Origin of the sequence: Oceanicoccus sp., from assembly GCF_029238675.1 — a bacterium.
GTDB lineage: Bacteria > Pseudomonadota > Gammaproteobacteria > Pseudomonadales > Dasaniaceae > Oceanicoccus.
Map to the genome: position 1 here is coordinate 212185 of NZ_JAQWFR010000002.1, position 26488 is coordinate 238672.

Below are 26488 nucleotides of genomic sequence, written 5' to 3' on the forward strand. Positions count from 1 at the left end.
TACAATGAAATATTGCAGTGAATGTGGGCAGGCCGTCAGCAAAAAAATTCCCGAAGGGGATGACCGGCTGCGTTATATCTGTACTAGCTGCGATACCATTCATTATCAAAATCCCCGTGTTATTGTTGGCACATTGCCTGTCTATGGCGAGCAGGTTTTGCTCTGCAAACGAGCCATAGAACCCCGCAAAGGTTTCTGGACCTTACCGGCGGGTTTTATGGAAAATGGCGAAACCACATTGGAGGGTGCAGCGAGAGAAAGCTGGGAAGAAGCCCGTGCCACACTCACTCATGAAAACCTCTACCGCTTATTCGATCTACCCTATATTAATCAGGTCTATATGTTTTATTTGGCTGATTTGGTGGACGGGAGCTTCTCCGCAGGCCCCGAAAGCCTGGATGTAAAACTCTATGATGAAGCGGATATCCCATGGGATGAAATTGCCTTCGCTGTTGTTGCAGATACTTTGAGAGAGTATTTTGAGGATAGAAAGAAGGGTGTTTTCCCTATCAGAATTTCCAGTACCGAACCTGTTCGGCATAAATAGAGGAACTGTTAGTGGAAATGTCACCGCCCATCATGATGTCGATTATTGCCGTTGCCAGTTTGGTGCTCGGTGTCGTTGTAAGCCTGCTAGTTAGCAAAAACCGACAGCAGCACTCCCTTGCTGTGCAACAGGCGGTACATCAACAGGCCTTGCAGCAGTTGCGGCAGCAAATAGCCGAGCTTCAGGCCCAGCAGCTTGTATTGGAAAACCAGAACCAGAATAAAGCTGAGCAGCTGGCCAAACTTGAGGCTGAGCTAAGTGTCAGGGATCAATCCCTTACAGCATCTCAACATCGTGCTACTGAGCAGGCGGCTCAAGTAGCTGCCTTAGGTACCGAGTTGGAGCAGCAGCGGGAGTCCGCTGAAGACAAAATTAAAACCCTGGAAGAAACCCGCCAGCAATTGGGCCGTGAGTTCGAGTTGCTTGCCAATCGTATCTTTGAAGAAAAAACCGAGCGTTTTAATAAGAACAGTAAATCTACCCTGGATACAGCCCTTAGCCCCCTTAAGGAGCAGCTCAAGGACTTTAAACAGAAAGTTGAAGATGTCTACGACAAAGACAGCAAGGAGCGAATCTCCCTGGCTGCTGAGTTGGGGCAGTTAAAGCAGCTTAACCAGCAAATGAGTGCCGATGCCCTCAACCTGACCAATGCCTTAAAAGGTGATAATAAAGCCCAGGGTAACTGGGGTGAGGTTATCCTGGAGCGGGTGCTGGAGGAATCCGGCCTGCACAAGGGCAGGGAATATGAAACTCAGGTCAGCTTGAAGGCCGATGAGGGTCGCAACCAACAACCGGATGTGATTATTCGGTTGCCAGAAAACAAAGACCTGATTATTGATTCCAAAGTGTCATTGGTACATTACGAGCGTTACTGTAATAGCGAAGATGACCTTGAACGGGAGCAGTCACTCAAGGAGCATATCAGCTCAGTACGCTCCCATATCAAAGGACTGAGTATAAAAAACTATGAGGGTCTGGAAGGCCTGCGCACGCTGGATTTTGTATTAATCTTTATCCCTATAGAGTCGGCTTTTATGGCCGCTTTTGAACACGACCAGGCCATGTTTCGGGATGCCTATGAAAAGAATATTATCGTTGTAGGACCAACAACCTTGCTAGCCACCTTAAGAACGATTCAAAGCATTTGGCGCTATGAGCGCCAGAATAAAAACGCCGAGGAGATTGCCAGGCAGGCGGGGGCGATGCATGACAAGTTTGCAGGTTTTATCACTGATCTCGATAAAATAGCGGACCACCTCGATAGAGCAGGCCAGGCCCACCAAAGCGCAATGAATAAATTAAAAACCGGCAAGGGCAACCTGGTAGGAAGTACCCAACGGTTGGAAAAGCTGGGCGCAAAAGTGAAAAAATCCCTACCTGACTCGGTAAGCTTGGTCGAATTGGAAGCAGATAGTGATATAGATAGTGATATAGATAGTGATCCAGAATAATTAAACAACGTAAAAAAATTTAAACCATCTATTTATTATAAAGAGTACAAAGAGGAGTTAGTTTCGTGGCGCATCCAAAAATTGGCAATATGGCCCCTGCATTTTCATTACAAGATCAGGACGGTAACAAGGTCAGCTTAAAAGACTTTAAGGATAAAAAGAATGTTGTACTTTATTTTTACCCCAAAGCTATGACCCCGGGTTGTATTACCCAGGCCTGTGGTATTCGCGATAGCAAAAAAACCTTTGCCAAGCTCGATACCGTCGTATTAGGTGTTAGTCCTGACCCCGTGAAAAAGCTCGCCCGGTTTATCGAGAAAAAAGAACTTAACTTCACCTTATTGTCGGATGAAGATCATGCCATTGCCGATAAATACGGCTGCTGGGGTATGAAGAAATTTATGGGTAGGGAGTTTATGGGCTTGATCCGTACCACCTTTATTATCGGCAAAGATGGCCGTTTATTGAAGGTTATGGATAAATTCAAAACCAAAACTCATCACGATGATGTATTGGCTGAACTAGCTGAGCTCTTGTAGCGAGAGACTATTCACCATCAGGGGGACTATTATGCATCAACTCGACGATTGTATTTTTTGCCAGATTGCCCAGGGCAATGCCCCGGCTTATAAAATCCATGAAGATGAACTGACCCTCACTTTTTTAGATATCTTTCCCGCCACGGCTGGGCATCTACTTATTATCACCAAAGAGCATTTTACTGATATTTTTGAAGCCAGGCCTGAAGCCCTGGCGCGGGTGGCCAGTAACTCTGTGCTTATGACCAAGGCTCTGGAAAAAGTTATTGCGCCTGATGGGCTTGGGATCTATCAATTTAACCGAGCCTGCGCGGGGCAAACGGTTTTCCATTACCATATGCATTTAATCCCGCAGTTTGAAGGCAAAGATATTGGCATCCATTCAAAGCAGGCGGGTGACCCTGAACAATTGGCAGCAATGGCTGAGCAGTTAAAAGCCGCTATACAATAATGGGGCTGAGAGTTAAGCGGCGTTTATCTGGCCTTTGGTTTCTTGCCAGTTATCAGGCACCTTACTGATGCCTAAAGAAGAAACGGATTTACGCAAAACACCTTCTAAATCCAGAATGCCTTCTTGCCCCATAGCGGAGGTGTATTCGGCAATGACTTCATCAACAATTTCCATACTATCATTCACAAGGACCACGCCCTGTTCAGTCAGTTCGATGATTTTGGCGCGCTTATCGCTTTCATCAATATGGCGTTTAACATAGCCAACCCGTTCCATTTCTTTAACCAGCTTACCCATGGCTTGTTGGGTAATACCGGCGCGTTCTGCCAGTTCGGTTAATCTGACGGCTTCAAACCCTAAATTAGAGAACAAGGATGAATGTGAACGGCGTATCTTAGTGTGGCCACGCTCATGACACTTCTTTAGTGACCGATGATTGAAATCCTTGGCTAAATCTAACAGTAGTTTGCTGAGGTTATTGGAGAGTTTTAAGGCGGCATCGATTTTAGGGATTGAATTCATAATGCACTACTCTAATAGTTGGTTAACAGGTTAAATAGTTCTGTTATGTCTAAGTACGTAAATCTACCTAGTGATGCATGTACGGCTACACCATATATATGGATCAACTCAATGTCTACTCTCCAAAATGTTATTATTAACATTGGCTTTTTTCATATAAGCTATTGATATTGTTGGTTTTAATTAGGGTATCTTATCTGTAAGTGATATAGGATGAACGTTGATAGCAGGCAAAAAGCCGTTGGCAGGTGATGTGCCCGGATATTGACCGCCTCGTGCCAAACAGACAATAAGCCTGTACCATGCGGCGCTGATTTATGTCTTACTTCGGACCCCATTAATGAAAGTTATAACCGTCAATACCAATGGTATACGCGCCGCCGCCCGCAAAGGCTTTTTCGACTGGTTAAAAAAGCAAGATGCGGATGTGGTTTGCATCCAGGAAACCAAAGCCCAGATAGATCAACTGACTGACCCTATGTTTCACCCCGAGGGTTATCATTGCTATTACTACGACGCGGAAAAGAAGGGTTATAGTGGAACGGCCCTGTACTGCAAGAAAAAACCCAAGAAGGTTATACGAGGGTTGGGTTTTGATATTGCCGATACCCAGGGCCGCTATATCCAAGCGGATTTTGACGGTGTGAGTGTGGCCTCAATCTATTTACCCTCCGGCTCCAGTGGTGATGAAGCCCAGGCCCGCAAAGATGTGTTTCTCGACAAAATCATGCATCACTTTAAGGCTATGCGCCGTAAACGCCGTGAGTTTATTTTTTGTGCCGACTGGAATATCTGTCACAAAGAAATCGACCTGAAAAACTGGAAACCTAACCAGAAAAATTCCGGCTTCCTGCCCCATGAACGGGAATGGTTAACAACTTTGTTTGACGACGTAGGCTATGTCGATGCCTTTCGCGAGATCAATCAGCAGGAGGAGCAATATACCTGGTGGTCAAACCGAGGCCAGGCCTGGGCCAATAATACGGGGTGGCGTTTGGATTACCATGTAGTAACACCGGGCTTGGTGGATAAGATTCAGTCAGCCTCCATTTACAAAGAGGAGCGCTTTTCCGATCACGCCCCCTTTATCATGGAATACGATATAAAGTATTAACAGCAACGTGGTTCCCTGGCGATATTGTTGCCACTTTCCACCAATCCAGTTAAAGTACGCGGCGATTTTAGTCAGCAATTAATAAAAGGTTATCCCCATGAATTTTATCTCTTCAGCCCATGCTCAAGCAGCCGGTCAAGCCCCACAAGAAGCGGGCATTATGCAGCTGGTCCTGATGGTCGGCCTGTTTGTCATGTTCTACTTCATCGCTATCCGTCCCCAGCGTAAGCGCCAAAAAGAACATGCCGAATTAGTGACTAACCTGGCCAAGGGCGATGAAGTCATTACTACCAGCGGTATTCTCGGTAAGATCTCAAAATTGGATGACAACTACCTGATACTTCAAGTGGCTGATAATGTTGAGCTAAAGTTTCAGAAGTCATCCATTCACGCCGTTCTGCCCAAGGGCACATTAAAGTCTATCTAAACGGTAGGGTGGATTATAATCCACCTTTTTTGATGCCGGTTTTTTGGTGGATTGCAATCCGCCCTACGAAAGCCGGTATTGATTCACCCCCATCTTCCGCTAGACTGCTGTTATTGTTTTGACATCCAACAGGCTTAGCTGATGATATTTTCTTATCCGCCCCGTTTAAAGCTCGCTCAAACTCCAACTCCGTTAGAGCTTTTATCCCGTTTTTCGGCTGAAATTGGCGGCCCCCGTATTTGGGTGAAGCGCGATGATATGACCGGTAGTGGTGTCAGCGGCAATAAAATCCGCAAGTTGGAATTTAGCCTGGCCAAAGCCTTGCAAGATGGTTGCGATACGGTGATCACCTGTGGCGGTGTGCAATCCAATCACTGTCGAACCACAGCGCTGTTATGCGCCCAGCTGGGTTTACGTTGTCATCTAATTCTTCGCGGTAGCGAGAATAGCGAGACCGATGGCAATCTGTTACTCGACCGTTTAGTCGGCGCAGAAATCAACTTCTATACCAATACCGAATTTCAACAACGGGGCGACGAAATTTACCAACAGTGGGTTGATCACTACGCGGCTAAGGGCAGCAAAGCCATGGTTATCCCCGTAGGTGCCAGCGATGGTATTGGTCTCTGGGGTTATATCGCTGCCTGTGAAGAGCTTAAAACTGATTTCGCCCGTGAAAATATCGAGCCCAAACATATTATTTGTGCCACCGGTTCCGGTGGTACCCAGGGCGGTCTAACCGTGGGTAATACTCTCTATGATTTGGGCGCCACCGTCTGGGGCATTAATGTTTGTGATGACGAGGCCTACTTCCTTAATAAAGTCTCTGAAGATATCCGGCAGTGGCAGCAATGGTACCCCGAAAATATCGATGCGGGTTTTAACCCTAAGCAGCTTGGGATCAATGTCATTGATGGCTATGTAGGGGCAGGCTACGCTAAGGCCTCAGAAGATATCTTTAATACTATAAAAAAAGTGGCAACACTCGAGGGCTTGATTCTCGACCCGGTTTATACCGGCAAGGCATTTTACGGTATGCTTGATCAGATCAAACTGGGCCTGTTTGATGATACCGAGGATATTATTTTTATTCACACCGGCGGTATTTTTGGTTTGTTCCCACAAAGAGAGCAGTTGCATCTATAACTAAAACTGATGTCACTCCCGCCTTCGCGGTAATGACGTATATAAGAGACCCACTATGGAATTTCTAACCAGCACAGTACAAACCCTTAACGGCATTGTTTGGGGCCCGTTGATGCTAACCCTGATTTTGGGTACCGGCTTTTACCTGATGGTTGGTCTTAAACTCTATCCGGTGCGCAATATAGCCAATGCCTTTCGCCTGTTGCTTCGCGGTCGTCACCCGGAAGATACCCACGATGAAGATCGAGGCCAGATTACCCCCTTTAATGCCTTAATGACTTCTCTGTCAGCCACCATTGGTACCGGTAATATCGCCGGAGTTGCCACCGCCATTACTATCGGCGGCCCCGGCGCTTTATTCTGGATGTGGTGTACTGCTTTAGTCGGTATGGCCACTAAATATGCCGAAGCCGTTTGTGCTGTCCATTACCGCGAAGTAGACGAAGATGGTAACTACTGCGGCGGCCCCATGTACTACATCAAAAATGGGCTGGGCGAAAAGTGGAAATGGCTGGCCGTAGCCTTTGCCTTTTTTGCCGCCATTGCCGGTTTTGGTATGGGCAATACCGTGCAGGCCAATTCTGTAGCAGATGTGATGGAAAGTACTTTTTCCATTTCACCGACCATTACCAGTGTGGTGATGGTGGTGCTGGTTGGTTTAGTGCTATTGGGCGGTGTGAAGCGTATTGCTTCAGTTGCCGGGTTTTTAGTACCCATCATGGCTGTGAGCTATATACTGCTGGGTCTGGTGATATTGGTGCTCAATATTGCTGATATCCCGGCAGCTATCGCACTTATTGTTGAAAGTGCCTTTACCGGTACTGCGGCCCAGGGTGGTTTTGCTGGCGCAGGTATTATGTTGGCCATTCAATTCGGTGTGGCTCGAGGTGTATTTTCCAATGAGGCGGGTTTAGGTAGTGCGCCCATTGCTCATGCGGCGGCGCAAACAGATAATCCTGTGAAGCAGGGTACCATTGCAATGTTAGGTACTTTTATTGATACCTTAATTGTTTGTAGTATCACGGGCCTGGCGATTGTACTCACCGGTATGTGGACAACCGGTGAGGGTGGGGCGTCTCTTACCGCAGCGGCATTTTCTGCAGTAATCCCCAAAGGCGATGTACTCGTGTCTGTCAGTTTATGCTTTTTTGCCTTTACCACGATTCTCGGCTGGAGCTATTACGGTGAGCGTTGCGCTGTATACCTGTTTGGCACCGGGGCTCTTGTGCCTTTCCGTGTGTTATGGGTGGCAGCTATTCCTTTAGGCGCTATGGCACAGCTCAACTTTATTTGGCTACTGGCGGACACCTTAAATGCGTTGATGGCCTTGCCCAACCTGATGGCCTTATTATTATTAAGCCCCATCATATTTAAACTCACCAAAGAGGCACGCTCCCAATGAGTTGTAAGGTTTACATCGTTAAACCTTTGTAGGTTTTTTATGGTGACTGATTGAACTAGTTATCATTATTCGTTCAACTGAATAGTTACGATACAAGTAGTTGTATTACAGTGTGCTGTTCTATGAATCATTTAATAGAATTTTTTGGTCAGTAATCGAAAATTGCCAAGAGTTATTTATTATTAATAGTTACCTAAGGTTACTATTTGACAGGTACCATTTGACAGGTACTATCTTACAGGGCACATGGAGTATTTATGGATGTTCATTTATTTACCGGTAAAAGTTATCTTTGGCGTATCTTGTTGGTTTCGGAAGTTAAAGGTATTACCTACAACGAAAACTCAAAGAGACAAGCTTGTTCCAATCATCAAGAAATAAACTTTGAAGATTATTTCTCTCTTTCCCCACAACAGATGCAAGCTTCCGGCAAGGAAAATGAAATATTGCTGGTTGAGTCCATGTCGATGATTGGTTATCTGGAGAAGCATCATCCGCTACCGCCGGTACTCGGCGCAACCAGGCAGGATAAGGAAGAAATTCTGGATGTGATTCTTGAGTTTGACCTCAATGTGGTTGCTAATCTGGCTTACAGGATTATGACACCGATTATTTTGGGTGTGACTCATAACAGCTCAATTCAATCAGCTATCGATCAGGCGCATCGTGATTTGATGTGGCTTGAGCATTTGTTACAAGATAAAACCTGGCTGGTCGGTGGCCGAGTCAGTGCTGCAGATATTACGCTGTATACTATTGTCGCGCCGTTCCTTCGGTTTATCGGTAACTTACAGCAAGGTGTTCTCGATATGGGGTTTAGTGAAATCACCAAAGGCTATCCAGCTGTAGAGGACTGGATGAAAGCGATTAAGGGATTGAAAGGCTACCGACGGGCTACGGAAATTGTCTGGAAGGGTGAGGATCAATTTGCTGAGGACTTTTTACCTACCAGCTGAAGGTTCTTTATCTACCAGCTGAAGGCTCTTTACCTACTAGCTGAAGGCTCTTTACCAGTGATTTATAAGAAATTTAGTAATGACTGGTCAGTGGCGGCTATGTATAGTGGCCTTTGACTTTGCACCGATTGGATTTGCTATGCCCTCAGGTTTTGGAAACAAACTGGTTATTGCCATTTCATCTCGCGCCCTGTTTGACCTGGATGACAGCCACCAGGTATACCAGGATGAGGGCTTGGCCGCTTATGCGCAATATCAAATCGACCGGGAAGATGAAGTGCTTAAACCGGGCGAAGCTTTTCCCATGGTGCAAAAGTTGCTGCGCATAAACGACCGTCTTGAAGGGGAGTCGAGAGTAGAAGTACTGTTGCTTTCGCGCAATAGTGCTGATACTGGTCTGAGGGTTTTTAATTCCATTGAGCACTACGGTCTAAATATCACCCGCGCTGCTTTTAGTGGGGGAGATAGCCCCTATCGTTATGTATCGGCCTTTGGTTGTCATCTGTTTCTATCAACGGATGCTGAAGATGTGCGCTCAGCACTGGAGAATGGCGTAGCCGCTGCTACCTTGATGTCCTCTTCTTCACCCCAGGGTGATGATGGCACACCGTTAAAATTTGCCTTTGATGGCGATGCTGTACTGTTTTCCGATGAGTCTGAGCAAATCTATAAATCCCGTGGTCTTGAAGCTTTTACCGAGAATGAAAAGTCCTCTGCCAAGCAGCCACTGACAGGGGGCCCTTTTAAAGCCTTCCTTTCCGCTCTACATGGTTTGCAAACAGAGTTTGAAGCGACTGCGTCACCTATTCGAACAGCTCTGGTTACTGCTCGTTCAGCGCCCGCGCATGAGCGAGTGATTAGAACCTTGCGTGCGTGGAATATCCGCATTGATGAGTCGTTGTTTTTGGGAGGTTTGGAGAAAGGTGAATTCCTTAAAGCCTATGGTGCGGATGTCTTCTTTGATGACCAAAAGCTGCATTGTGACTCCGCCGGCCAGCACGTAGCAACTGGTCACGTTCCCCATGGGGTAGCTAATAACTAGCATTCCCTCAGCCCCTCACCCCCCCCCCAAAAAAAAGCAACGGCATTCCCGCGAAGGCGGGAATCCAGCGCTGTAGATTTCCGCCCTGGCGGAAATAACAGCATAAGCATGCAGTCTGGATTCCCGCCTTCGCGGGAATGACGTTGTTTTCAGAGTGGGGCGACGGTATATAGTTTATTTTAGAACCACCTCACAATTCCCCTAATTCCCACCGGCCAAGTCCGTATTTGTTGCTATATTGAAATCACGCCGTTGTTGTAGAGCGTTATTATAATAATTTCAGGTGATGCCTTTTATGATTCAAACTATCCTCTTTGCTACTGACATGGGCCTGCATACCCACTATCTATTGCACCATGTTAATAACCTTGCCAGCCAGTATGACGCCAAAGTGATTGTCGTGCATGCGATGGAACCGCCGGGCCACCTGGGTGATGCGGTGGTTGAAAGCTACCTTTGTGACGAAACCCGGGAAGAATTCAAGCAAGAGGGTATTAGCCGTATCATCGATGGCGTAAAGTCCCGTATTGTGGATGTACTGGAAGATGAGTTTATTGACGGTCAGCAAGGCCTTTCCAGTATTCGCGATGTCCGTGTGATTCCTGGTAAGCCAGTTGATGTGATTATGGCTCAAGCTATAGATTGCAGTGCTGATATGTTGATATTAGGCAGTCATGGTGATGGGACAACCAGCGCCAACATGTTAGGTTCAGTGACATCCAGAATCCTGCAAATGTCCCGCGTTCCCGTTTATATGGTGCCGCTGGTTCGCAACCTGATGGAACACGCCAAAGCCAGCTAAAACAAAGCCAGCTAAAATACCCCCCATTGTTTTAAAACCTTTAGGCTGATTTCAACTTAAACTAGGCGAAATTGGTTATATGGGCTATTGTTTTTATAGAAGACAAAAAGCCTGTAAAACCAAGGTTTACCTTTACTTTAAGTTATTTTAATAACTTATTGATATATATAGAGAAACGCGCCATCCGGAGGGCTGTATGAAGCTTCAGCAATTGCGTTATATCTGGGAAGTTGCCCACCACGATCTCAATGTGTCTGCAACAGCCCAAAGTTTATATACCTCTCAACCTGGCATCAGCAAGCAAATCCGCCTGCTGGAAGACGAGTTGGGCGTAGAGATATTTTCCCGCAGTGGTAAGCATCTTACCCGTGTAACGCCGGCCGGTGAGGCCATTTTAAAAACTGCCGGTGAGATTCTGCGTAAAGTGGAAAGCATCAAGCAGGTTGCCCAGGAATTTAGTAATGAAAAAAAGGGCAGTCTGTCTATTGCTACCACCCATACTCAGGCGCGTTATGCGCTACCAAATACCATCCATAATTTTATTGAACAGTATCCGGATGTATCGCTGCATATGCATCAGGGCACACCGATGCAGATTTCTGAGCTGGCTGCAGATGGCACAGTGGATTTCGCCATTGCCACCGAGGCTCTTGAATTGTTTAGCGACTTGATAATGATGCCCTGTTACAAATGGGACCGGGCGATTATCGTTCCTAAAGATCATGCCCTGGCGCAAAAGTCAGAATTAACTCTTGAAGATATAGCGGCTCACCCAATCGTGACCTATGTCTTTGGTTTCACTGGCCGTTCAAAACTCGATGAAGCTTTTATCGAGAAAGGCTTGGCACCAAAAGTAGTCTTTACTGCCGCTGATGCCGACGTTATCAAAACCTATGTCCGTTTAGGTTTGGGTATTGGTATCGTCGCAAAAATGGCTTATGACCAGGAGTTGGATAGTGATTTGGTGGCCCTGGATGCCAGTCACTTGTTTGAAAGTAGTGTGACCAAAATTGGTTTCCGTCGCGGTACTTTCCTGCGTGGCTTTATGTTCGACTTTATCCAGCAGTTTGCACCGCACTTAACCAAAGAAGTGGTGGAAGAGGCCTACCAGCGCCATACCAAGTTAGAATTGGATGAACTATTCCAGAATATTGAGCTGCCGGTTTATTAATCTCCCCCCTCCGTCATTCCCGCGAAGGCGGTAATCCAGTGTTGTAGATTCCCGCCTTCGCGGGAATGACGGAACAGGGTGAATAGCAAAATAAAAACTTTTATTTCTGTCCCCCCTGTTTCTCGCGTACAATCCGCGCCCATGACTGCATACACCCTATTAGCGCTATATTCCGCCATTATCATTCTGGTCTCCCTGTTGGGAGGCTGGCTGCCCTCAAAGATCAAACTGACCCATACCGGCACCCAGGTGATGATGAGTTTTGTTGCTGGCTTAATGCTGGGTATCGCCTTTTACCATTTGCTGCCCCATGCCATTTTCACTTTGCCGGAAGAGGGTGGGGTAGATACCGCTGTCTGGTGGTTAATGATCGGCCTGCTTTTTATGTTTGTTTTGCTGCGTACTTTCCACTTCCATAACCATGGTCCCCAGGATGATGACCACCATGGACCTGATCATTCGCATCATAGTGCCACTCCTATCAGTTGGGTGGGCGTGGCGCTTGGGTTGGCGGTACATACCTTGATTGATGGTGTTGCCCTGGGGGCTGCTATCCAGACAGGTGTTATGGGCGATGCGCCGTTAGGGCTTTTGGGCTTGGGGGTGTTCGTTGCTATAGCCCTGCATAAACCTTTAGATGCTATGTCTATTACCTCACTGATGATGGCGGGTGGCTGGAATGCCAGATCCCGCTTTATAGTCAGTGTACTGTTTTCTATTATGTGTCCGCTGGGTGCATTGTTATTTTTTATTGGCATGGAACAGTTTGATGCTGGTACATCGGTAGTGGGTATTGCGCTGGCCTTTTCTGCCGGGGTATTTATCTGTGTCTCCCTGAATGATTTATTGCCTGAAGTGCAATTTCATTCCCATGACCGTGCCATGCTCACTGTAGCTTTGTTGGCAGGGATTATCACCGCTTACGGTATTGGCTTGTTAGGGCCAGAACACGCCCACCAGAACCACGATGCTCATAGCCATACTCATAGCCAAGGTCATAGCCAAGCCCATCACTAGCGAGTCGGCGCTCGTTGCTAAACGCGGTTTTTCCCTGTAAATTGTGCCGCCTCAAGATCTATATCAAAATAACTAATGCTGGAGTTCATCGTGGAATTAGCTTGCCTGGATTTGGAAGGGGTTTTAATACCCGAAGTCTGGATTAACTTTGCCGAGAAAACCGGCATAGAAGAACTGAAGCGCACTACCCGCGATGAGCCTGATTATGATGTGTTAATGAAATATCGACTCGATATTCTTAACAAGCATGGCTATGGCATTGATGATATTCAGGCTGTGATTGCCACCCTTGAGCCTATGGAAGGTGCCCTGGAATTTTTAAATTGGCTGCGTGAGCGTTTCCAGGTAGTGATTTTGTCAGACACTTTCTATGAATTTGGCATGCCGTTTATGAAGCAGTTGGGTTACCCCACCTTGCTATGTCATAAACTGGAAGTGGATGAAAACGGCAAAGTAGTGGACTATAAGTTGCGCCAGGCCAACCCCAAGCGTCAAGCCGTGATTGGATTTCATTCCATGTATTACCGCACCATTGCAACCGGTGATTCCTATAACGATACCACGATGCTGGCTGAAGCCCATGCGGGTATTTTGTTCAAAGCGCCGGACAACGTGATTGCTGAATTCCCGCAGTTTCCTGCGGTGCATAGCTACGAAGACTTAAAGAAAGAGTTTATCAAGGCCAGCGAGCGCAACCTGACCTTATAACCTGCTGTCATTCCCGAAGCATCCCCGTCATTCCCCCCCCGCCCCGCTCGCCCGTCATTCCCGCGAAGGCGGGAATCCAGCCTGCATGCTGATGCTGTTATTTCCGCTAAAGCGGAAATCTACAGCACTGGATTCCCGCCTTCGCGGGAATGACGGGTGGGGCGGGAATGACGGGCGGGGGGGGAATGACGGGGTTTATAGTTTTCTCAGGGTGTCTAGCAATCGCTCCACTTTTGTCAGGCACTCCTGATACTCGCTCTCACATTCAGAGTCAGCCACCACACCACCTCCTGCCCAGCAGTGAATAGTATTCTGTGCACACACCATACTGCGTATCGCAATATTGGTATCCATTTGCCCATCGCAGCTGATATAACCAATAGAGCCGCAATACACCGAGCGGCGGTGGGGTTCCAGCTCGTCAATAATCTCCATGGCTCGGACTTTAGGGGCTCCGGTAATAGAGCCACCAGGGAAACAGCCCGCCAATAAATCCAAGGCATCTTTATCCGCAGATAGCTGTCCTCTAATCGTGCTGACCAAATGATGCACTGTTTCAAAACTCTGCAACTGAAACAGCTCATCCACCTGAATACTACCCGGCTCACAGGACTTGCCTAAATCATTGCGCAACAGATCCACAATCATCAGGTTTTCAGCTCTGTCTTTGGCGCTATTGAGTAATTGTTGGGACAGTCGCTCATCCTCAGCCTGGCTTATGCCCCGCTCAATAGTGCCCTTAATCGGAGAAGTGGTGACCCGTTGGTTGGCACTGTGCAACAGGCGTTCTGGCGACAGGCTCAATATAGCGCTGTCTTGCTGTTGGATATACCCGGAGAAGGGCGCGGCGGCGGTTTTCCGCAGCGCTAAATAGGCGCCCCATGGATGGCCGCTATAGCTGGCACTAAAACGTTGCGCCAAATTGATTTGGTAGCAATCCCCAGCCTGAATATAGCGTTGGACCTGCTGGTAAGCTTTGGCATACTCGGACTTGCTCATATTCGCCTGAAAATCAGAGCTCAGTTGAAAAGCGTCAATAACAGGGGCGTCCGCTTGTAGCCGGGTTTTCACCTCGGCTAATAAAGCCTGCTCAGTGCTTGGGTGAGCCACCAGCATTGAGCGCTGCTGACGATGGTCAACAACTACGGCCCAGCTATATATACCGACACAGGCATCGGCCAGGGCCAGATCTTTACAGGCATGACTGGGCAGTTCTTCCAACTGCCTGCCCAGATCGTAACCAAAATAGCCCATAGCGCCACCCACAAAAGGCAGGTGGTAGTCATTATTAACACTGGGAGTCAGCTCCTGGAGCGCCTGCCTTATATTGTCAAAGTAGTTTAGGTTTGGTTTATAACTTGCTGTATTATATAGCTTTTTATTTTCGGATTTGATAATTGATAGCGGCTGGGCGCTAAAAATATCGTAGCGCCCACGGGACGAGAAGGCCGCCGAGCTGTCCAGATAAACCGCTTGATCCATATCGAGAAATCGCGCGAACAAAGGCGCTGTATCCACCCGATAGGGAAGTTCCTCAATGGTGAGTTGGTTTGTCAAAGTTCGGTCTCGTTTGTAGCGCCGATGTAGTGTATACGTGGCGCCGAATAACAGCTTGGTCAAGGGCGCCGATTGTAAGGTTATTGAGAGCCCAAAAGCCAGTATTATCTGCCTTTGATCAATGACTTAGAGGTCTTTAAACCGGTGATAGTGGCCGGTTTTGTCATTGACATAGGCCGCTCGTGCAATTACATTATTTGCCGATTTTAACGGGGATCCCATAGCTGAAAAACAGGCCCTGTAAGTCAGAGCTATAATGCCAACCCAGATCCGAGCCTCCAAAATAATGGCAAACGTGCTATGCAGTTCAAGCGTGAGCCAAACTTATATCAGTACATCATGTAATTGGAAACGTTGAGATACTTTATCTCTGGATAATAACTCTATGACTAATGACGCCAAGCTAGCCCCAACACTGGACAACCCTTTTGAAGAAGCCAAATACCAGGAATTTACCGTCCCTGGCCAAATAAACTATGAGCCCGGTTTGTATGAGCAAACCCTGCAGGCCGGTCAGGACTTGCTGGATCGCCCTAAAACAGCGGCGGGTGTGGTAAGCATCGAGAAGCAACACTTAAAAAACCGTATGACCGTCTGGGAGCGTCTGGAAGTTCTTTCAGATAGGGGTACAGAGCCAACCGTACTGTTTCAAAACTGGGGGCCCAACCTCGATGGCGCTTCACTGGTTACAGCCATAGTAAAAATCAATGGTCGCGATGTAGCGGTATACGGTCACGACTTTACCGTCCGTGCAGGTTCAATGGATGCCACTAACGGTAAAAAGCTGGCGCGCTTATTTGAATTAGCAGGCAAACGAAAAATTCCACTAGTCGGTATGAACGACAGTGCCGGTGCTTATGTCCCCGCCGGTGTTGGCGGCCTGGACGGTTATGCAGAAGCCTTTACTGGCCTGCGCAAAATCAGCGGCGTAGTGCCATCGGTTATGTGTATGTTTGGTTTTAACGCCGGTGGTGGCTCTTATCTGCCGCGTCAGGGCAGTTTTGTTATCCAGCCTAATGACACCTTCTTCGGTCTAACCGGCCCCGGTGTTGTTAAGTCAGTACTCGGTGAAGACGTAACACCTGATGAGCTAGGTGGTCCCGGTGTTCATAGCCAAACCGGTGTAACCGACTTTGTGGTACCTGATGAAGTCGCTGCACTGCAAAAAGTAAAACAGCTACTGAACTACTTACCCGCCAATAATGCAGAGTTAGCGCCATTCCAGCCAACCTCTGACCCTATCGATCGCCAAACATGGGATATCGATATTCTATTGCGCAAAGCCTTTAATTCACCCACAGGTTTTAACACCCCGCTAGATATCAGCATTCTGATTCAACAGTTGTGTGACCACGGTGACTATTTTGAAATTCAACCAGAGCGTGCTCGCAACACTATTTGTGCGTTAGGGCGTATGGGCGGCAACGTTATCGGTTTTGTCGCTAACAACTCTGCTGTGGGTTCCGGTCAAATTGATATCGACGCAGCTTATAAAAATGCCCGCTTTATCCGCTTCTGTAATCTCTACAATATCCCCATCATCTTTATGGAAGACACCACCGGTTTCTTACCCGGTCGTGAGCAAGAAGGTAACGGTATCGTACAAGCCGGTCGCGCTATGCTGGATGCAATTGTCGATCTGCGTACTCCACGTTTCCTATTGCTAGTCCGTAATGCCTTCGGTGGTGCATACGCTTCCTATAATAACTACCCAACAGGCGCGGACCTTGTGGTTGCATTGCCGACTACCCGTGCAGCGGTAATGGGGCCTGCCGGTGTTGAGTTTGTTTACAAAAAGGAACTGCGTGAAATTCGCGGCTCAGTGGCCAAGCGAGTAGCGGCTGCGACACAAGAACAAGTGAATAACGGCCTGTCTGAAGCCGAAGCCAAAGAAGCCGCTGAAGCACAGGTAGCGGAATGGCAGAAGCAGGAAGAAGCGCTACTGGTTGCCCGTTATGAAAAAGAGTTGATGAACCCCAACGAAGCACTAAGCCTTGGGTCTATCTCGCAAATCGTTATGCCAAGCGATTTGCGCAAGGTATTGGCTGAAAATATGGCGTTCCATTTGGAACACTATAACCCAGAGCCATTGAACGCCGTTCAGCGTGAGTTCTTCTAATAAAGCGTATTAGAAATAACCAAGCCAACAGAGTTCTAAACAGGATTAACAGCGTGAAAACAAGCAACGATTATTATCTTAACAATGCACTAATACACAGCAATCGCAAGCTGAGTAATGCCCAATCAGAATGGGTACGCAGCTTTAGCTGTGAAGATGTAAAGCCTTTAATTATCTGTCGCGGTCCTATCCGTAAAGAAGCCATGGATGTTTTTGATGAAATGGGTATCCATGGTTACGGTATTCTTCTATCAGAAAAAGATTCAATTACCTATACCAATGCACTGGCCCCGGAACTGCGCAAATTAACCGACCCAGACCGCGTGCACCGTGTGCCTGATTATACTGGCGCCACCAAAGAAGAGCGTGCCGAGCGGATCCAACAAATTATCAATATTGCCCATACCAATGGATATAATGCCATCTTCGCTGGCTACGGCTTTATGTCAGAAGATGCCGAAATGGTTGAGGCGATGGAAAATGCTGGCCTGAACTTTATAGGGCCTTGTTCTTTTACCCAGCGCTCTGCGGGTATGAAAGACCAGGCAAAACGTACCGCACTGGAAACCGGTGTATCGGTAACTCCCGGTGTTAATAACGCCACTAGTCTGGCGCTATTTGCGAAGTACGGCAAAGACGGTTTAGAGCAGTGTGCCAAAGACAACAACTTAACCGTCGACTTTGCCAGCTGCAAAGACGATGAAGAAAAAGCCTTAGCGCTTTTGGCTGCTTCCTACAACGCCGGCATCGATATTATTGTTGCTGCCGATATCGGTTTAGCCCTACAGGTTGAAGCCAGGCGTATGCTGGCAGAAAAACCCAATAACCGTTTTCGTCTGAAAGCGATTGCCGGTGGTGGTGGTAAAGGCCAGCGTATCCTGCAATCTGCCAACTCTTACCAAGGCGCCACGCTGGAAGAAAAAGTTGAGAAAGCAGCTGAGAAAGTTCCTGCCTTGGTATTGGAGTGTTTAATCGAATTAAAAACCAACGGTGTTGGCGATAATAAAAACGTTCTGATCGAAATGAATATCGATACCACCCGTCACCAGGAAATCCAGGTGGTGGGTAATGGTGAGTGGTGCATGACCATGGGTGGTCGCGACTGTTCACTACAGATGCACGAACAAAAACTGTTAGAGGTTTCGGTTACCGAAGAGGAATTAAATACAGCCATTGCTGCCGCTGAAGCCGCTGGTAATGTAGCTGAAGTTGACCAGCTGAAAAAGGATTTGGAAATCCTGGCCAAAATGGAACACGAAGGCGCTGTATTCGGTAAAGCCGTTAAGCTGGATTCCGTAGGCACCTTTGAGTGTATCGTTGACGGCGAAGCTCACTACTTTATGGAAATGAACACTCGTATCCAGGTTGAGCACCGCGTTACTGAACTTTGCTACAAACTCAAATTTGTTAACCCTGATAACCGCAATGATTACTTTATTGCCGAGTCATTGGTTGAAGTCATGGTATTAATTGCCCATCACACTACACGGTTACCTGCACCTGTCCGTCTACCTCGTGAGGCGGCTTCAGTTGAAGCGCGTTTAAATGCCACTAACCAGGCGCTACAGCCACACGCTGGCGGTATTATTGAGCGTTGGTCAAATTGCGCCGAAGGTGAAGTCCGTGATGACCAGGGTATTAGCATGCATAACCCTGATACTGATGTCTTTATGAAGTACCACTTAGCTGGTGCATACGATTCCAATATTGCCTTATTGCTAACCGTAGGTGATACCCGCCTAAGCAGCTACGAGCGCTTGGCTGAAGTGATTCGCCGCACCAACTTACGCGGTAAAGATTTAGCCACAAACCTTGAATTCCATTATGGTTTGCTTAACTGGTTTATTGGTCAGAATATCAATGCCCGTCCAAGCACTCGCTTTATCGTGCCTTACCTGACGGCAGTGGGTCAGCTTAAAGAAGTGGCTAACAATATTGATTTAAAATTTGCCTATAACCAGATTCGTGGCAAATACCTTAGCGATGCCGGCGATAATAAAGCCGCCTTTATCAACGCTCTTGATCGCAAAGCCGGTTTATTACTGCGTCCATTAGATATGCTATTTGCCGAGCCGCATATCTTATCTGGTTGGTTAAGCCTTAATCACAAAAACTACAGCGTTGATGGCGAAACCATTAGCTGGTTAAAAAACCCGATGGAATTAGTGGCTGATCTTTATCACTACTTGAATATGGATTATGTGGCTGGCAAGCCTGCGGCTAATATGATTTGGGATCACGATAATGATTTGCTGCAACAGGCCGTCGCTTTCTATGCCACGCTAAACGAACGTCTTGGTATCGATAATTTTATCGACCTTAATAAGGCGGTGGCGGGTAAAGCCCCTAAAAGCTTTACCGCTGAGCAATGGAGTGAAGTGCAGGCCGCCCATGCTGGTTTCCAGGCGGGTACTGAAATTATTTCAGTACTGCCTTATATCGCTTTACAAACCGGTTATTTCGATTTGTCTGTTAATGACGACCTCAGTATTAATATCCCTGATGTACTGACCGACGAAGACTTGCAAGATAAAATGGCTAAAGTTCTGGTGCCACCACCTGTAGCCAAGTCCGATGAAATTCTGGCGGCCAGTGGTGGTATGCTTTATCCGCGGGAAGCGCCGGGTATGGAGCCGTTTGTAGAAGTCGGCTCACACTTTAACGAAGGTGATCCGCTGTATATCGTTGAAGTGATGAAAATGTTTAACAAAGTCTATGCACCGTTCTCCGGAACCATTGATAAGATTTTGGTGGAGGGCGATGGTGTGATTATCAAAAAAGGCCAGCCGCTATTTAAGATTACACCAGATGAAATTGCAGTGGTGGAAACCCCCGGGGAAATTAAAGCGCGTCGACAAAAAAGCACTGCTTTATTTCTGCAATGCGTAAAATAGAGTAAAGATTATGATTGTTGCATTAGATCACATTGCTATCGCCGTTCCCGATTTAGAGGCCAGTATCAAGCGCTTTATGGACGACTTTGGGTTAACCTTTGAAGGTACTGAAGATGTTGAGGCGGCTAAAACCTCAACGGCTTTTTTCCCATTGCCTCCTACTAGTATTGAGCTGGTTCACCCTTTACGTGGTGAAGGTCCTATTGCCAAATATCTGGAAAAGAAAGGTGGCGGCATGCATCATCTGTGTTTTCGCACCGACAATATTGAAGAAGATATTGCTCGCTTAAAAGAGAAGGGCTATCAGTTTTTATCCGATGGCCCCTCCAGTGGCGCGCATAACTCCAAAGTTATTTTTATTCATCCCAAGTCCTGTGACGGTGTGTTGATTGAACTCAATCAGCCCGGTGAAGAGCACTGAGTATTCAATAAAGGTTGATCATGTCTGATTACAAACCCAAGCAAGCCAGTGTCGAAGAGTGGAGAGAAGCTGCCACTCAACAAATGAAGGGTAAAAGCCCCGATGAGCTGACCTGGAATACAGCAGAGGGTATAGATGTTAAATGCCTATATACCGCTGAAGATATTGCCGGCCTGGAATATACCAATACTATGCCAGGTACTGCGCCCTATATTCGTGGGCCGCAGGCAACCATGTATGCCGGTCGCCCATGGACGATTCGTCAGTACGCGGGTTTCTCAACTGCTGAAGAATCTAACGCTTTCTACCGCAAAGCCTTAGCGGCAGGTGGTCAGGGTGTTTCTGTAGCTTTCGATTTGGCCACTCACCGTGGGTATGATTCCGATCATCCTCGCGTAACTGGTGATGTGGGTAAGGCGGGTGTGGCGATTGATTCTATCGAAGATATGAAAATTTTATTTGATGGTATTCCATTGGATAAAGTCTCGGTGTCTATGACCATGAACGGTGCGGTACTGCCGGTACTGGCGGGTTATATTGTAGCCGCAGAAGAGCAGGGCGTTAGCCAGGATCAACTAGCGGGTACTATCCAGAACGATATCCTGAAAGAATTTATGGTGCGTAATACCTACATCTACCCACCGGCGCCTTCAATAAAAATTATTGGGGACATTATTTCCTATGCCACTGAAAATATGCCCAAGTTCAACACTATTTCTATTTCCGGTTACCATATTCAGGAAGCCGGTGCCGATGCAGCACTGGAATTAGCTTACACTTTGGCGGACGGTAAAGAATATATCCGCACAGCGATTGCAGCCGGTTTGGATATTGATCAGTTTGCACCACGCCTGTCTTTCTTCTGGGGCATTGGTATGAACTTCTATATGGAAATCGCCAAAATGCGCGCGGCCCGCCTATTGTGGGCCGAAATTGTGAGTGAATTTAATCCTGCTAACCCCAAGTCTTCCATGTTGCGTACCCATAGCCAGACTTCAGGTTGGTCCTTAACCGAGCAAGATCCCTATAACAATGTGGTGCGTACCACGATTGAAGCCATGGCCTCTGTGTTCGGCGGTACCCAGTCTTTGCACACTAACGCTTTAGATGAGGCGATTGCGCTACCTACAGAGTTCTCTTCACGTATTGCCCGTAATACCCAGTTAATTATTCAGGAAGAAACCGGTATTACTAAGGTGGTTGATCCATGGGGCGGCTCTTATATGATGGAAAGCCTGACTAAAGAGATCGCCGATAAAGCCCGTGAACTGATTCAGGAAGTGGAAGATAAAGGCGGTATGGCTAAAGCCATTGAAACCGGGATTCCAAAACTGCGTATCGAAGAATCGGCAGCGAAAAAGCAAGCCCGTATCGACCGCGGTGATGACGTTATCGTCGGTGTTAACAAATACACCCTTGAAGAAGAAGACGATGTTGAGATTCTGGAAATCGATAACAATGCGGTGCGTGACTCACAAATTGCCCGCCTGGCCGAAATTCGCAGCAACCGCGATGAAAAGGCTGTAGAAGATGCTTTGGAGGCGATTTACCAAGCCGCTGTGACTGGCAATGGCAATCTGCTAGACTTGGCCGTCAAAGCCACTCGCTTACGGGCGACAGTCGGGGAGATTTCATTCGCTATGGAACGTGAGTTTGGTCGCTTTAACGCTAACACACAGACTGTGTCTGGTGTTTATGGTAGCGCTTATCAGGACGATGAAAACTGGCAAGGTATCTCGGGTGATATCGATAACTTTGTTGAGAAGCATGGTCGTCGCCCTCGTATGCTAGTGTGTAAAATGGGGCAGGACGGTCACGACCGTGGCGCCAAAGTGATTGCCACAGCCTTCGCTGATGTAGGTTTTGATATCGATTTATCTCCGATGTTTTCAACCCCGGAAGAAGTTGCCAGGCAGGCAGTAGAAAATGACGTTCACGTTGTGGGCGTTTCCTCGCAGGCAGCGGGTCATAAAACCCTGGTACCTACACTGATCGAAGAACTGAAAAAGCAGGGCGCCGACGATATTATCGTAGTGGCCGGTGGCGTTATTCCTAAACAGGATTATGATTACCTGTATGACGCAGGCGTTAAAGGTATCTTTGGTCCCGGTACCAAAATTCCACTAGCGGCCCGCGATGTACTGGACTCCATTAATGCGGCTTATAAATTATAAATGACGATCGACCTGGACCAATTACAGCAGGGTAATCGCCGGGCGCTCGCCAAGGCAATTACTTTAGTCGAAAGTAAGTTAGATCTTCATCGTGCTGAAGCTCAGCAAATTCTCGAACAAGTTCTACCTAAAGCCGGCAATAGTATTCGTATTGGTATTACCGGTATTCCGGGTGTGGGTAAATCCACCTTTATTGAGACCTTTGGTTTATACCTGATCTCCCTTGGTAAAAAAGTTGCGGTTTTGGCGGTAGATCCCAGCTCTCCTTTAGCGGGCGGTTCCATCCTCGGCGATAAAACCCGGATGGAAGAGTTGTCGCGTAATGACGCTGCCTTTATTCGTCCTTCGCCCTCAGAAGGTGCCTTGGGTGGTGTAGCCCAAAAAACCCGTGAAACCATGCTGCTGTGCGAAGCGGCGGGTTACGATGTGATACTGGTTGAAACCGTAGGAGTGGGGCAAAGCGAATACGAAGTGGCCGGTATGGTCGATTTCTTTATGGTACTAATGCTGCCCAATGCCGGGGATGAATTGCAGGGGATTAAAAAAGGCATTATGGAACTGGCGGATGCTTTGGTGGTGAACAAGGCCGATGGCGAATCGATTAACCTCGCGCAACAAACCAGGCGCCATTATGAAAACGCCTTGCACCTATTACGGCAGGCCTCTTTCTGGTCGCCACAGGTATTAACATGCTCCGCCCATGAGAATAATAATATCGACACTATATGGGGCATGATTTCTAATTATCATGTCGATGCATTAAAGAATAACGCCTTCCATGAAAAACGCTCCCGACAAAACCAGGAGTGGATGGAGAAATTATTATTCGAGATGCTGGAGCTCAAGCTCAAGCAAAACCCTGAAGTAAAACAACAGTTACCCGACCTGTATAAAAAGGTTGTCAATGGCGAAACCACACCGTATATCGCCGCCAAAACACTAATCGAATTACTATAACCATGGCTGAATTATTACCTCCTGAACAGGCAGGTCCTTTGCTGGATGAGTTTTTTGCCGAAACGCTGCCCATCACCAAATACCTCAATATGCGTCTGCATGAGTACACCGGCGATAAGTGTTCATTGGCGATTGATTTAAACCCGTCTGTTAATGATAAGATGACGGCCTTTGGCGGTAGCCTCTACTGTGTATCTGTTATGAATTGCTGGGGCATGGTTTATCTGCAAGGTCGTCAGCGGGGCATTAACCCGAATATGGTGGTGAGCCACGCTGAGATTGATTATCTGGCGCCGGTGGATGATGAGGTGATTATCGCCACCTGCTACGAGCCCGATGATGCGGATTGGGATGGTTTTTTTGAATCCTTCCATAACCGCGGCAAAGCCCGCGCCAAAGTTAGCTCCAGTATTTGGTGTCGAGGCAAAGAAGCGGTGCGTTTTAATGGCCAGTATGCAATTATTGGCATAATTGATTAATAATTTAAATAACACTATGACCTTAAAAGTTTACAACAGCTATAGCGGCGAAAAAGAAGTCTTTATCCCGATAGAACCCAATACAGTAAAAATGTATGTTTGTGGCCCCACCGTCTATAACCGAGTCCATATCGGTAATGCTCGCCCGGTTGTGGTATTTGATACTTTATATCGACTATTAAAAACCCTCTATAGCAACGTTATCTACGCCCGCAATATCACCGATATCGATGACAAAATCATGCAGGCGGCCAGCGATAATAACGAGGCCATCAGCGATGTGTCTGCCCGTTATACCAAAGCCTATTTTGATGATATGGCTGAGCTGAATAACCTGGAGCCGGATGTGGTTCCTTTCGCCACCGAGCATGTAGGTGAAATGATTGCCATGGTTAGCACCCTGATTGAAAAGGGCCATGCCTACGCCGCTGAAGGTCATGTGCTATTTGATGTTAAATCCATGGATGATTACGGTAAGTTGGCCAAGCGCTCCTTAGAAGATATGTTAGCCGGCGCCCGTGTTGAAGTCGCTGCCTATAAAAACTATGCCGGTGACTTTGTATTGTGGAAGCCTTCTTCTGAACAAGAACCCGGTTGGGATAGCCCATGGGGTAGAGGCCGCCCAGGTTGGCATATTGAATGTTCCGCCATGATTGAAAAGCATCTAGGTAACACCATCGATATACACGGCGGTGGTGTCGACCTACAGTTCCCGCACCACGAAAACGAAATCGCCCAAAGCACCTGTGCCCATGATGGTGAACAGTTTGTGCGCTACTGGATGCATAATGCCTATATCAATATTGATGGCGAGAAGATGTCTAAATCTTTAGGCAACTTTAGAATGGTGAAAGATCTGCTAGACCATTATTCCGGTGAGGTCCTGCGTTTTACTATTTTGTCGGCCCATTACCGCTCCGAATTAAACTTTAGTGTTGATGCCCTGGATACGGCGAAGAAGACTCTGGATAATCTTTATAGCTATCTTCAGTCAGTGAATGATGTGGCAGTGGATGATTTGGTGGATATTACCGGTACGGATATTTACCAGGCTTTATTGGATGATTTAAATACGCCTATTGCTATTAGAGAGCTTCACGCTTTAGGCAAAAAAATGAAAGCAGCAACCGGTGACGAACAGGCTCAGCTTAAATCACTCTTTATCAAATCGGCTGGTTTAATGGGTTTATTACAGCAAGACCCTGAGGCTTGGTTTTATGTTGAGGCAGCCGACGGCGAAATGTCTGATGCGGATATTGATAAAGAAGTGGTAGCCATGCAGCAAGCCCGACAGGACAAAGATTATGGTCTGGCAGATGAAATCAGGGATAAACTGCAAGGGCAGGGCATAGTCTTAACCAGAGACGGCTGGAAACGCGGCTAACCGTCATTCCCGCGAAGGCGGGAATCCAGTGCTGTTATTTCCGCCCTGGCGGAAATAACAGCATAAGCATACAGTCTGGATTCCCGCCTTCGCGGGAATGATGGGGGATATTTTCGGGTATTGTATTATGTCGCTTTAAATCACTTTAAATAATTTTCCCCGTACCGATTTCCGATAAGCCAAAGGTGTCTGCCCCATTGCCTTTTTAAACCGCCCACAAAAATAACTACTATCTTGATAGCCAGAAGCACAAGCCACTTCTTGAATACTCAAGTTACTTGTACGCAATAACTCCCGGGCACTATCCAGCCGTTGTTGTTGTAAATAGTCACTGGCTGTTGTGCCTACCGCTTGCTTAAAACGTCGATTAAAAGTCCGTGGACTTAACTCCAGTTCAGCGGCTAACTCTGATAAATGAATACTCTCCCGGTAATGACGCTGCAACCATTCCTGTGCCTCAATAATTGTTTCATCCTGATGGGGGCTGCTAACTTGTTCCGCATAAGCGTGGTCAGCAAAAGGGCGACGAATTTCCGGGGAAAATTGGCCTTCAACTTGCCGGGCAATGGCCTGCCCATAACACTGTTGAATAAAATGCACCATTAAATCCGCAATAGAGTTAACACTACCGACGCAGTAAATATTATCGGCCTGGGTGATAAGGTACTGACGTTTTAGCTCTACCTGCGGATAGCGTTCAGCAAATTGATCACAGTAATACCAGTGCGTAGTGGCTGGCTGTTCATTCAATAAACCGGCCTCCGCCAAAAAATAACTGCTGGTACCCACCGCACAAATCAAACTCTGTTGTCTGGCCATGCGTTGCAACCAGGGAATAATCCAGCGGTGTTTTTTTAAATTATTTACCGGGTTACGCCATAACGAAGGAATAATCACCAGGTCCGTTTGTTCAATCATGTCAGGGGTTGCCGTCGCCACGATGCTTAAACCGCCCGCTGTCATTACCGGCCCAGTTTGCTGGCTAACAATTTCAATCTGTAAGCGGGGTTGTTTGCGGTTACGTGTCCGAACCTGCTCATTAGCTGCGTTGAGGATTTCCAGCGGTAGGCTGATGCTGGTGGCAAGGCAGGTTTGGGGAGCCAGTAGGGTGATATGTTGCATCAATGATGACCTAAATGTCCGGTTGGCGTAAAAGTTACATTGTATGTCTTTATGGTTTCATTTTAATAGCGCTTTTGCGAGTAGAA

Annotated in this window: 24 protein-coding genes; 21 read left to right on the plus strand and 3 right to left on the minus strand. The window is 47.2% G+C overall.

The annotated features are described in order from the left end of the window. Positions 1 to 4: 4 nt before the first annotated feature. The 4 genes from P8H32_RS01175 to P8H32_RS01190 all read left to right on the plus strand — a co-directional run bounded on the left by P8H32_RS01175 (position 5) and on the right by P8H32_RS01190 (position 2988). Positions 5 to 547 (plus strand): NUDIX hydrolase, encoded by a 543-nt coding sequence (locus P8H32_RS01175; RefSeq protein WP_297291291.1) that lies wholly within the window; start codon positions 5 to 7, stop codon positions 545 to 547. A 17-nt stretch (positions 548 to 564) separates the two neighbouring features. Beyond that, entirely contained in the window at positions 565 to 1998 is a 1434-nt protein-coding gene (rmuC, locus tag P8H32_RS01180; RefSeq protein ID WP_301088282.1) for a DNA recombination protein RmuC, read from the plus strand. Positions 1999 to 2063: 65 nt separating this feature from the next. After that, positions 2064 to 2537, plus strand: a complete 474-nt coding sequence (gene bcp, locus P8H32_RS01185; RefSeq protein WP_301088239.1) for a thioredoxin-dependent thiol peroxidase — start codon at positions 2064 to 2066, stop codon at positions 2535 to 2537. A gap of 31 nt (positions 2538 to 2568) precedes the next feature. After that, entirely contained in the window at positions 2569 to 2988 is a 420-nt protein-coding gene (locus P8H32_RS01190; RefSeq protein WP_301088240.1) for an HIT family protein, read from the plus strand. Between the two features lie 12 nt (positions 2989 to 3000). Here P8H32_RS01190 and P8H32_RS01195 read toward each other — a convergent pair whose 3' ends face one another. After that, the gene (locus P8H32_RS01195; protein ID WP_297290988.1) at positions 3001 to 3510 is read right to left on the minus strand and encodes a MarR family winged helix-turn-helix transcriptional regulator; all 510 of its coding nucleotides are present in this window, start codon (positions 3508 to 3510) and stop codon (positions 3001 to 3003) included. A gap of 340 nt (positions 3511 to 3850) precedes the next feature. On the opposite strand from P8H32_RS01195, the gene P8H32_RS01200 reads away from it, so the two are divergent. From P8H32_RS01200 to thrH, 10 genes are all read left to right on the plus strand, one after another. Then, positions 3851 to 4624, plus strand: coding sequence for an exodeoxyribonuclease III (locus P8H32_RS01200; protein ID WP_301088241.1), 774 nt, complete (start codon positions 3851 to 3853; stop codon positions 4622 to 4624). A 97-nt stretch (positions 4625 to 4721) separates the two neighbouring features. Further along, positions 4722 to 5051: a preprotein translocase subunit YajC gene (yajC, locus tag P8H32_RS01205; RefSeq protein ID WP_297290990.1), complete on the plus strand. Its 330-nt coding sequence runs from the start codon at positions 4722 to 4724 to the stop codon at positions 5049 to 5051. 141 nt (positions 5052 to 5192) lie between these two features. Beyond that, on the plus strand, positions 5193 to 6197 hold the full coding sequence (locus P8H32_RS01210) for a 1-aminocyclopropane-1-carboxylate deaminase/D-cysteine desulfhydrase (RefSeq protein ID WP_301088242.1): 1005 nt from the start codon (positions 5193 to 5195) through the stop codon (positions 6195 to 6197). A gap of 55 nt (positions 6198 to 6252) precedes the next feature. Then, positions 6253 to 7599, plus strand: a complete 1347-nt coding sequence (locus tag P8H32_RS01215; protein WP_301088243.1) for a sodium:alanine symporter family protein — start codon at positions 6253 to 6255, stop codon at positions 7597 to 7599. Positions 7600 to 7856: 257 nt separating this feature from the next. Continuing rightward, positions 7857 to 8555, plus strand: a complete 699-nt coding sequence (locus tag P8H32_RS01220; protein WP_297292454.1) for a glutathione S-transferase family protein — start codon at positions 7857 to 7859, stop codon at positions 8553 to 8555. A gap of 139 nt (positions 8556 to 8694) precedes the next feature. Further along, positions 8695 to 9597, plus strand: a complete 903-nt coding sequence (locus P8H32_RS01225) for a 5'-nucleotidase (RefSeq protein ID WP_297292457.1) — start codon at positions 8695 to 8697, stop codon at positions 9595 to 9597. 295 nt (positions 9598 to 9892) lie between these two features. After that, a complete protein-coding gene (locus tag P8H32_RS01230) occupies positions 9893 to 10399 on the plus strand; it encodes a universal stress protein (RefSeq protein ID WP_297293610.1) in 507 nt (168 codons plus the stop codon). 196 nt (positions 10400 to 10595) lie between these two features. After that, the gene (cysB, locus tag P8H32_RS01235; protein WP_297293612.1) at positions 10596 to 11570 is read left to right on the plus strand and encodes an HTH-type transcriptional regulator CysB; all 975 of its coding nucleotides are present in this window, start codon (positions 10596 to 10598) and stop codon (positions 11568 to 11570) included. Between the two features lie 141 nt (positions 11571 to 11711). Continuing rightward, positions 11712 to 12587 (plus strand): ZIP family metal transporter, encoded by an 876-nt coding sequence (locus P8H32_RS01240; protein ID WP_301088244.1) that lies wholly within the window; start codon positions 11712 to 11714, stop codon positions 12585 to 12587. 90 nt (positions 12588 to 12677) lie between these two features. Further along, positions 12678 to 13295, plus strand: coding sequence for a bifunctional phosphoserine phosphatase/homoserine phosphotransferase ThrH (thrH, locus tag P8H32_RS01245; RefSeq protein ID WP_301088245.1), 618 nt, complete (start codon positions 12678 to 12680; stop codon positions 13293 to 13295). A gap of 195 nt (positions 13296 to 13490) precedes the next feature. Here the strand turns inward: thrH and pabB are convergent, their stop codons facing one another. Further along, on the minus strand, positions 13491 to 14852 hold the full coding sequence (gene pabB / locus P8H32_RS01250) for an aminodeoxychorismate synthase component I (protein WP_301088246.1): 1362 nt from the start codon (positions 14850 to 14852) through the stop codon (positions 13491 to 13493). A gap of 385 nt (positions 14853 to 15237) precedes the next feature. On the opposite strand from pabB, the gene P8H32_RS01255 reads away from it, so the two are divergent. From P8H32_RS01255 to cysS, 7 genes are read left to right on the plus strand one after another with little or no spacing between them, the layout of a single operon-like run. Next, positions 15238 to 16971, plus strand: a complete 1734-nt coding sequence (locus P8H32_RS01255) for an acyl-CoA carboxylase subunit beta (RefSeq protein ID WP_301088247.1) — start codon at positions 15238 to 15240, stop codon at positions 16969 to 16971. Positions 16972 to 17024: 53 nt separating this feature from the next. After that, positions 17025 to 19865 (plus strand): biotin/lipoyl-containing protein, encoded by a 2841-nt coding sequence (locus tag P8H32_RS01260; protein ID WP_301088248.1) that lies wholly within the window; start codon positions 17025 to 17027, stop codon positions 19863 to 19865. 10 nt (positions 19866 to 19875) lie between these two features. Then, entirely contained in the window at positions 19876 to 20286 is a 411-nt protein-coding gene (gene mce, locus P8H32_RS01265) for a methylmalonyl-CoA epimerase (RefSeq protein ID WP_297292508.1), read from the plus strand. Between the two features lie 20 nt (positions 20287 to 20306). Continuing rightward, complete coding sequence (scpA, locus tag P8H32_RS01270; protein WP_301088249.1) at positions 20307 to 22460, plus strand: methylmalonyl-CoA mutase; 2154 nt, start codon at positions 20307 to 20309, stop codon at positions 22458 to 22460. Further along, positions 22461 to 23417 carry a methylmalonyl Co-A mutase-associated GTPase MeaB gene (meaB, locus tag P8H32_RS01275; RefSeq protein ID WP_297292506.1) on the plus strand — a complete coding sequence of 319 codons (957 nt, stop codon included), beginning with the start codon at positions 22461 to 22463 and terminating at the stop codon, positions 23415 to 23417. Between the two features lie 2 nt (positions 23418 to 23419). Next, entirely contained in the window at positions 23420 to 23896 is a 477-nt protein-coding gene (locus tag P8H32_RS01280; RefSeq protein WP_301088250.1) for a YiiD C-terminal domain-containing protein, read from the plus strand. Between the two features lie 16 nt (positions 23897 to 23912). Next, the gene (gene cysS, locus P8H32_RS01285) at positions 23913 to 25280 is read left to right on the plus strand and encodes a cysteine--tRNA ligase (RefSeq protein ID WP_301088251.1); all 1368 of its coding nucleotides are present in this window, start codon (positions 23913 to 23915) and stop codon (positions 25278 to 25280) included. A 135-nt stretch (positions 25281 to 25415) separates the two neighbouring features. Here the strand turns inward: cysS and P8H32_RS01290 are convergent, their stop codons facing one another. Further along, the gene (locus P8H32_RS01290) at positions 25416 to 26402 is read right to left on the minus strand and encodes a GlxA family transcriptional regulator (RefSeq protein ID WP_301088252.1); all 987 of its coding nucleotides are present in this window, start codon (positions 26400 to 26402) and stop codon (positions 25416 to 25418) included. Between the last annotated feature and the right edge of the window lie 86 nt (positions 26403 to 26488).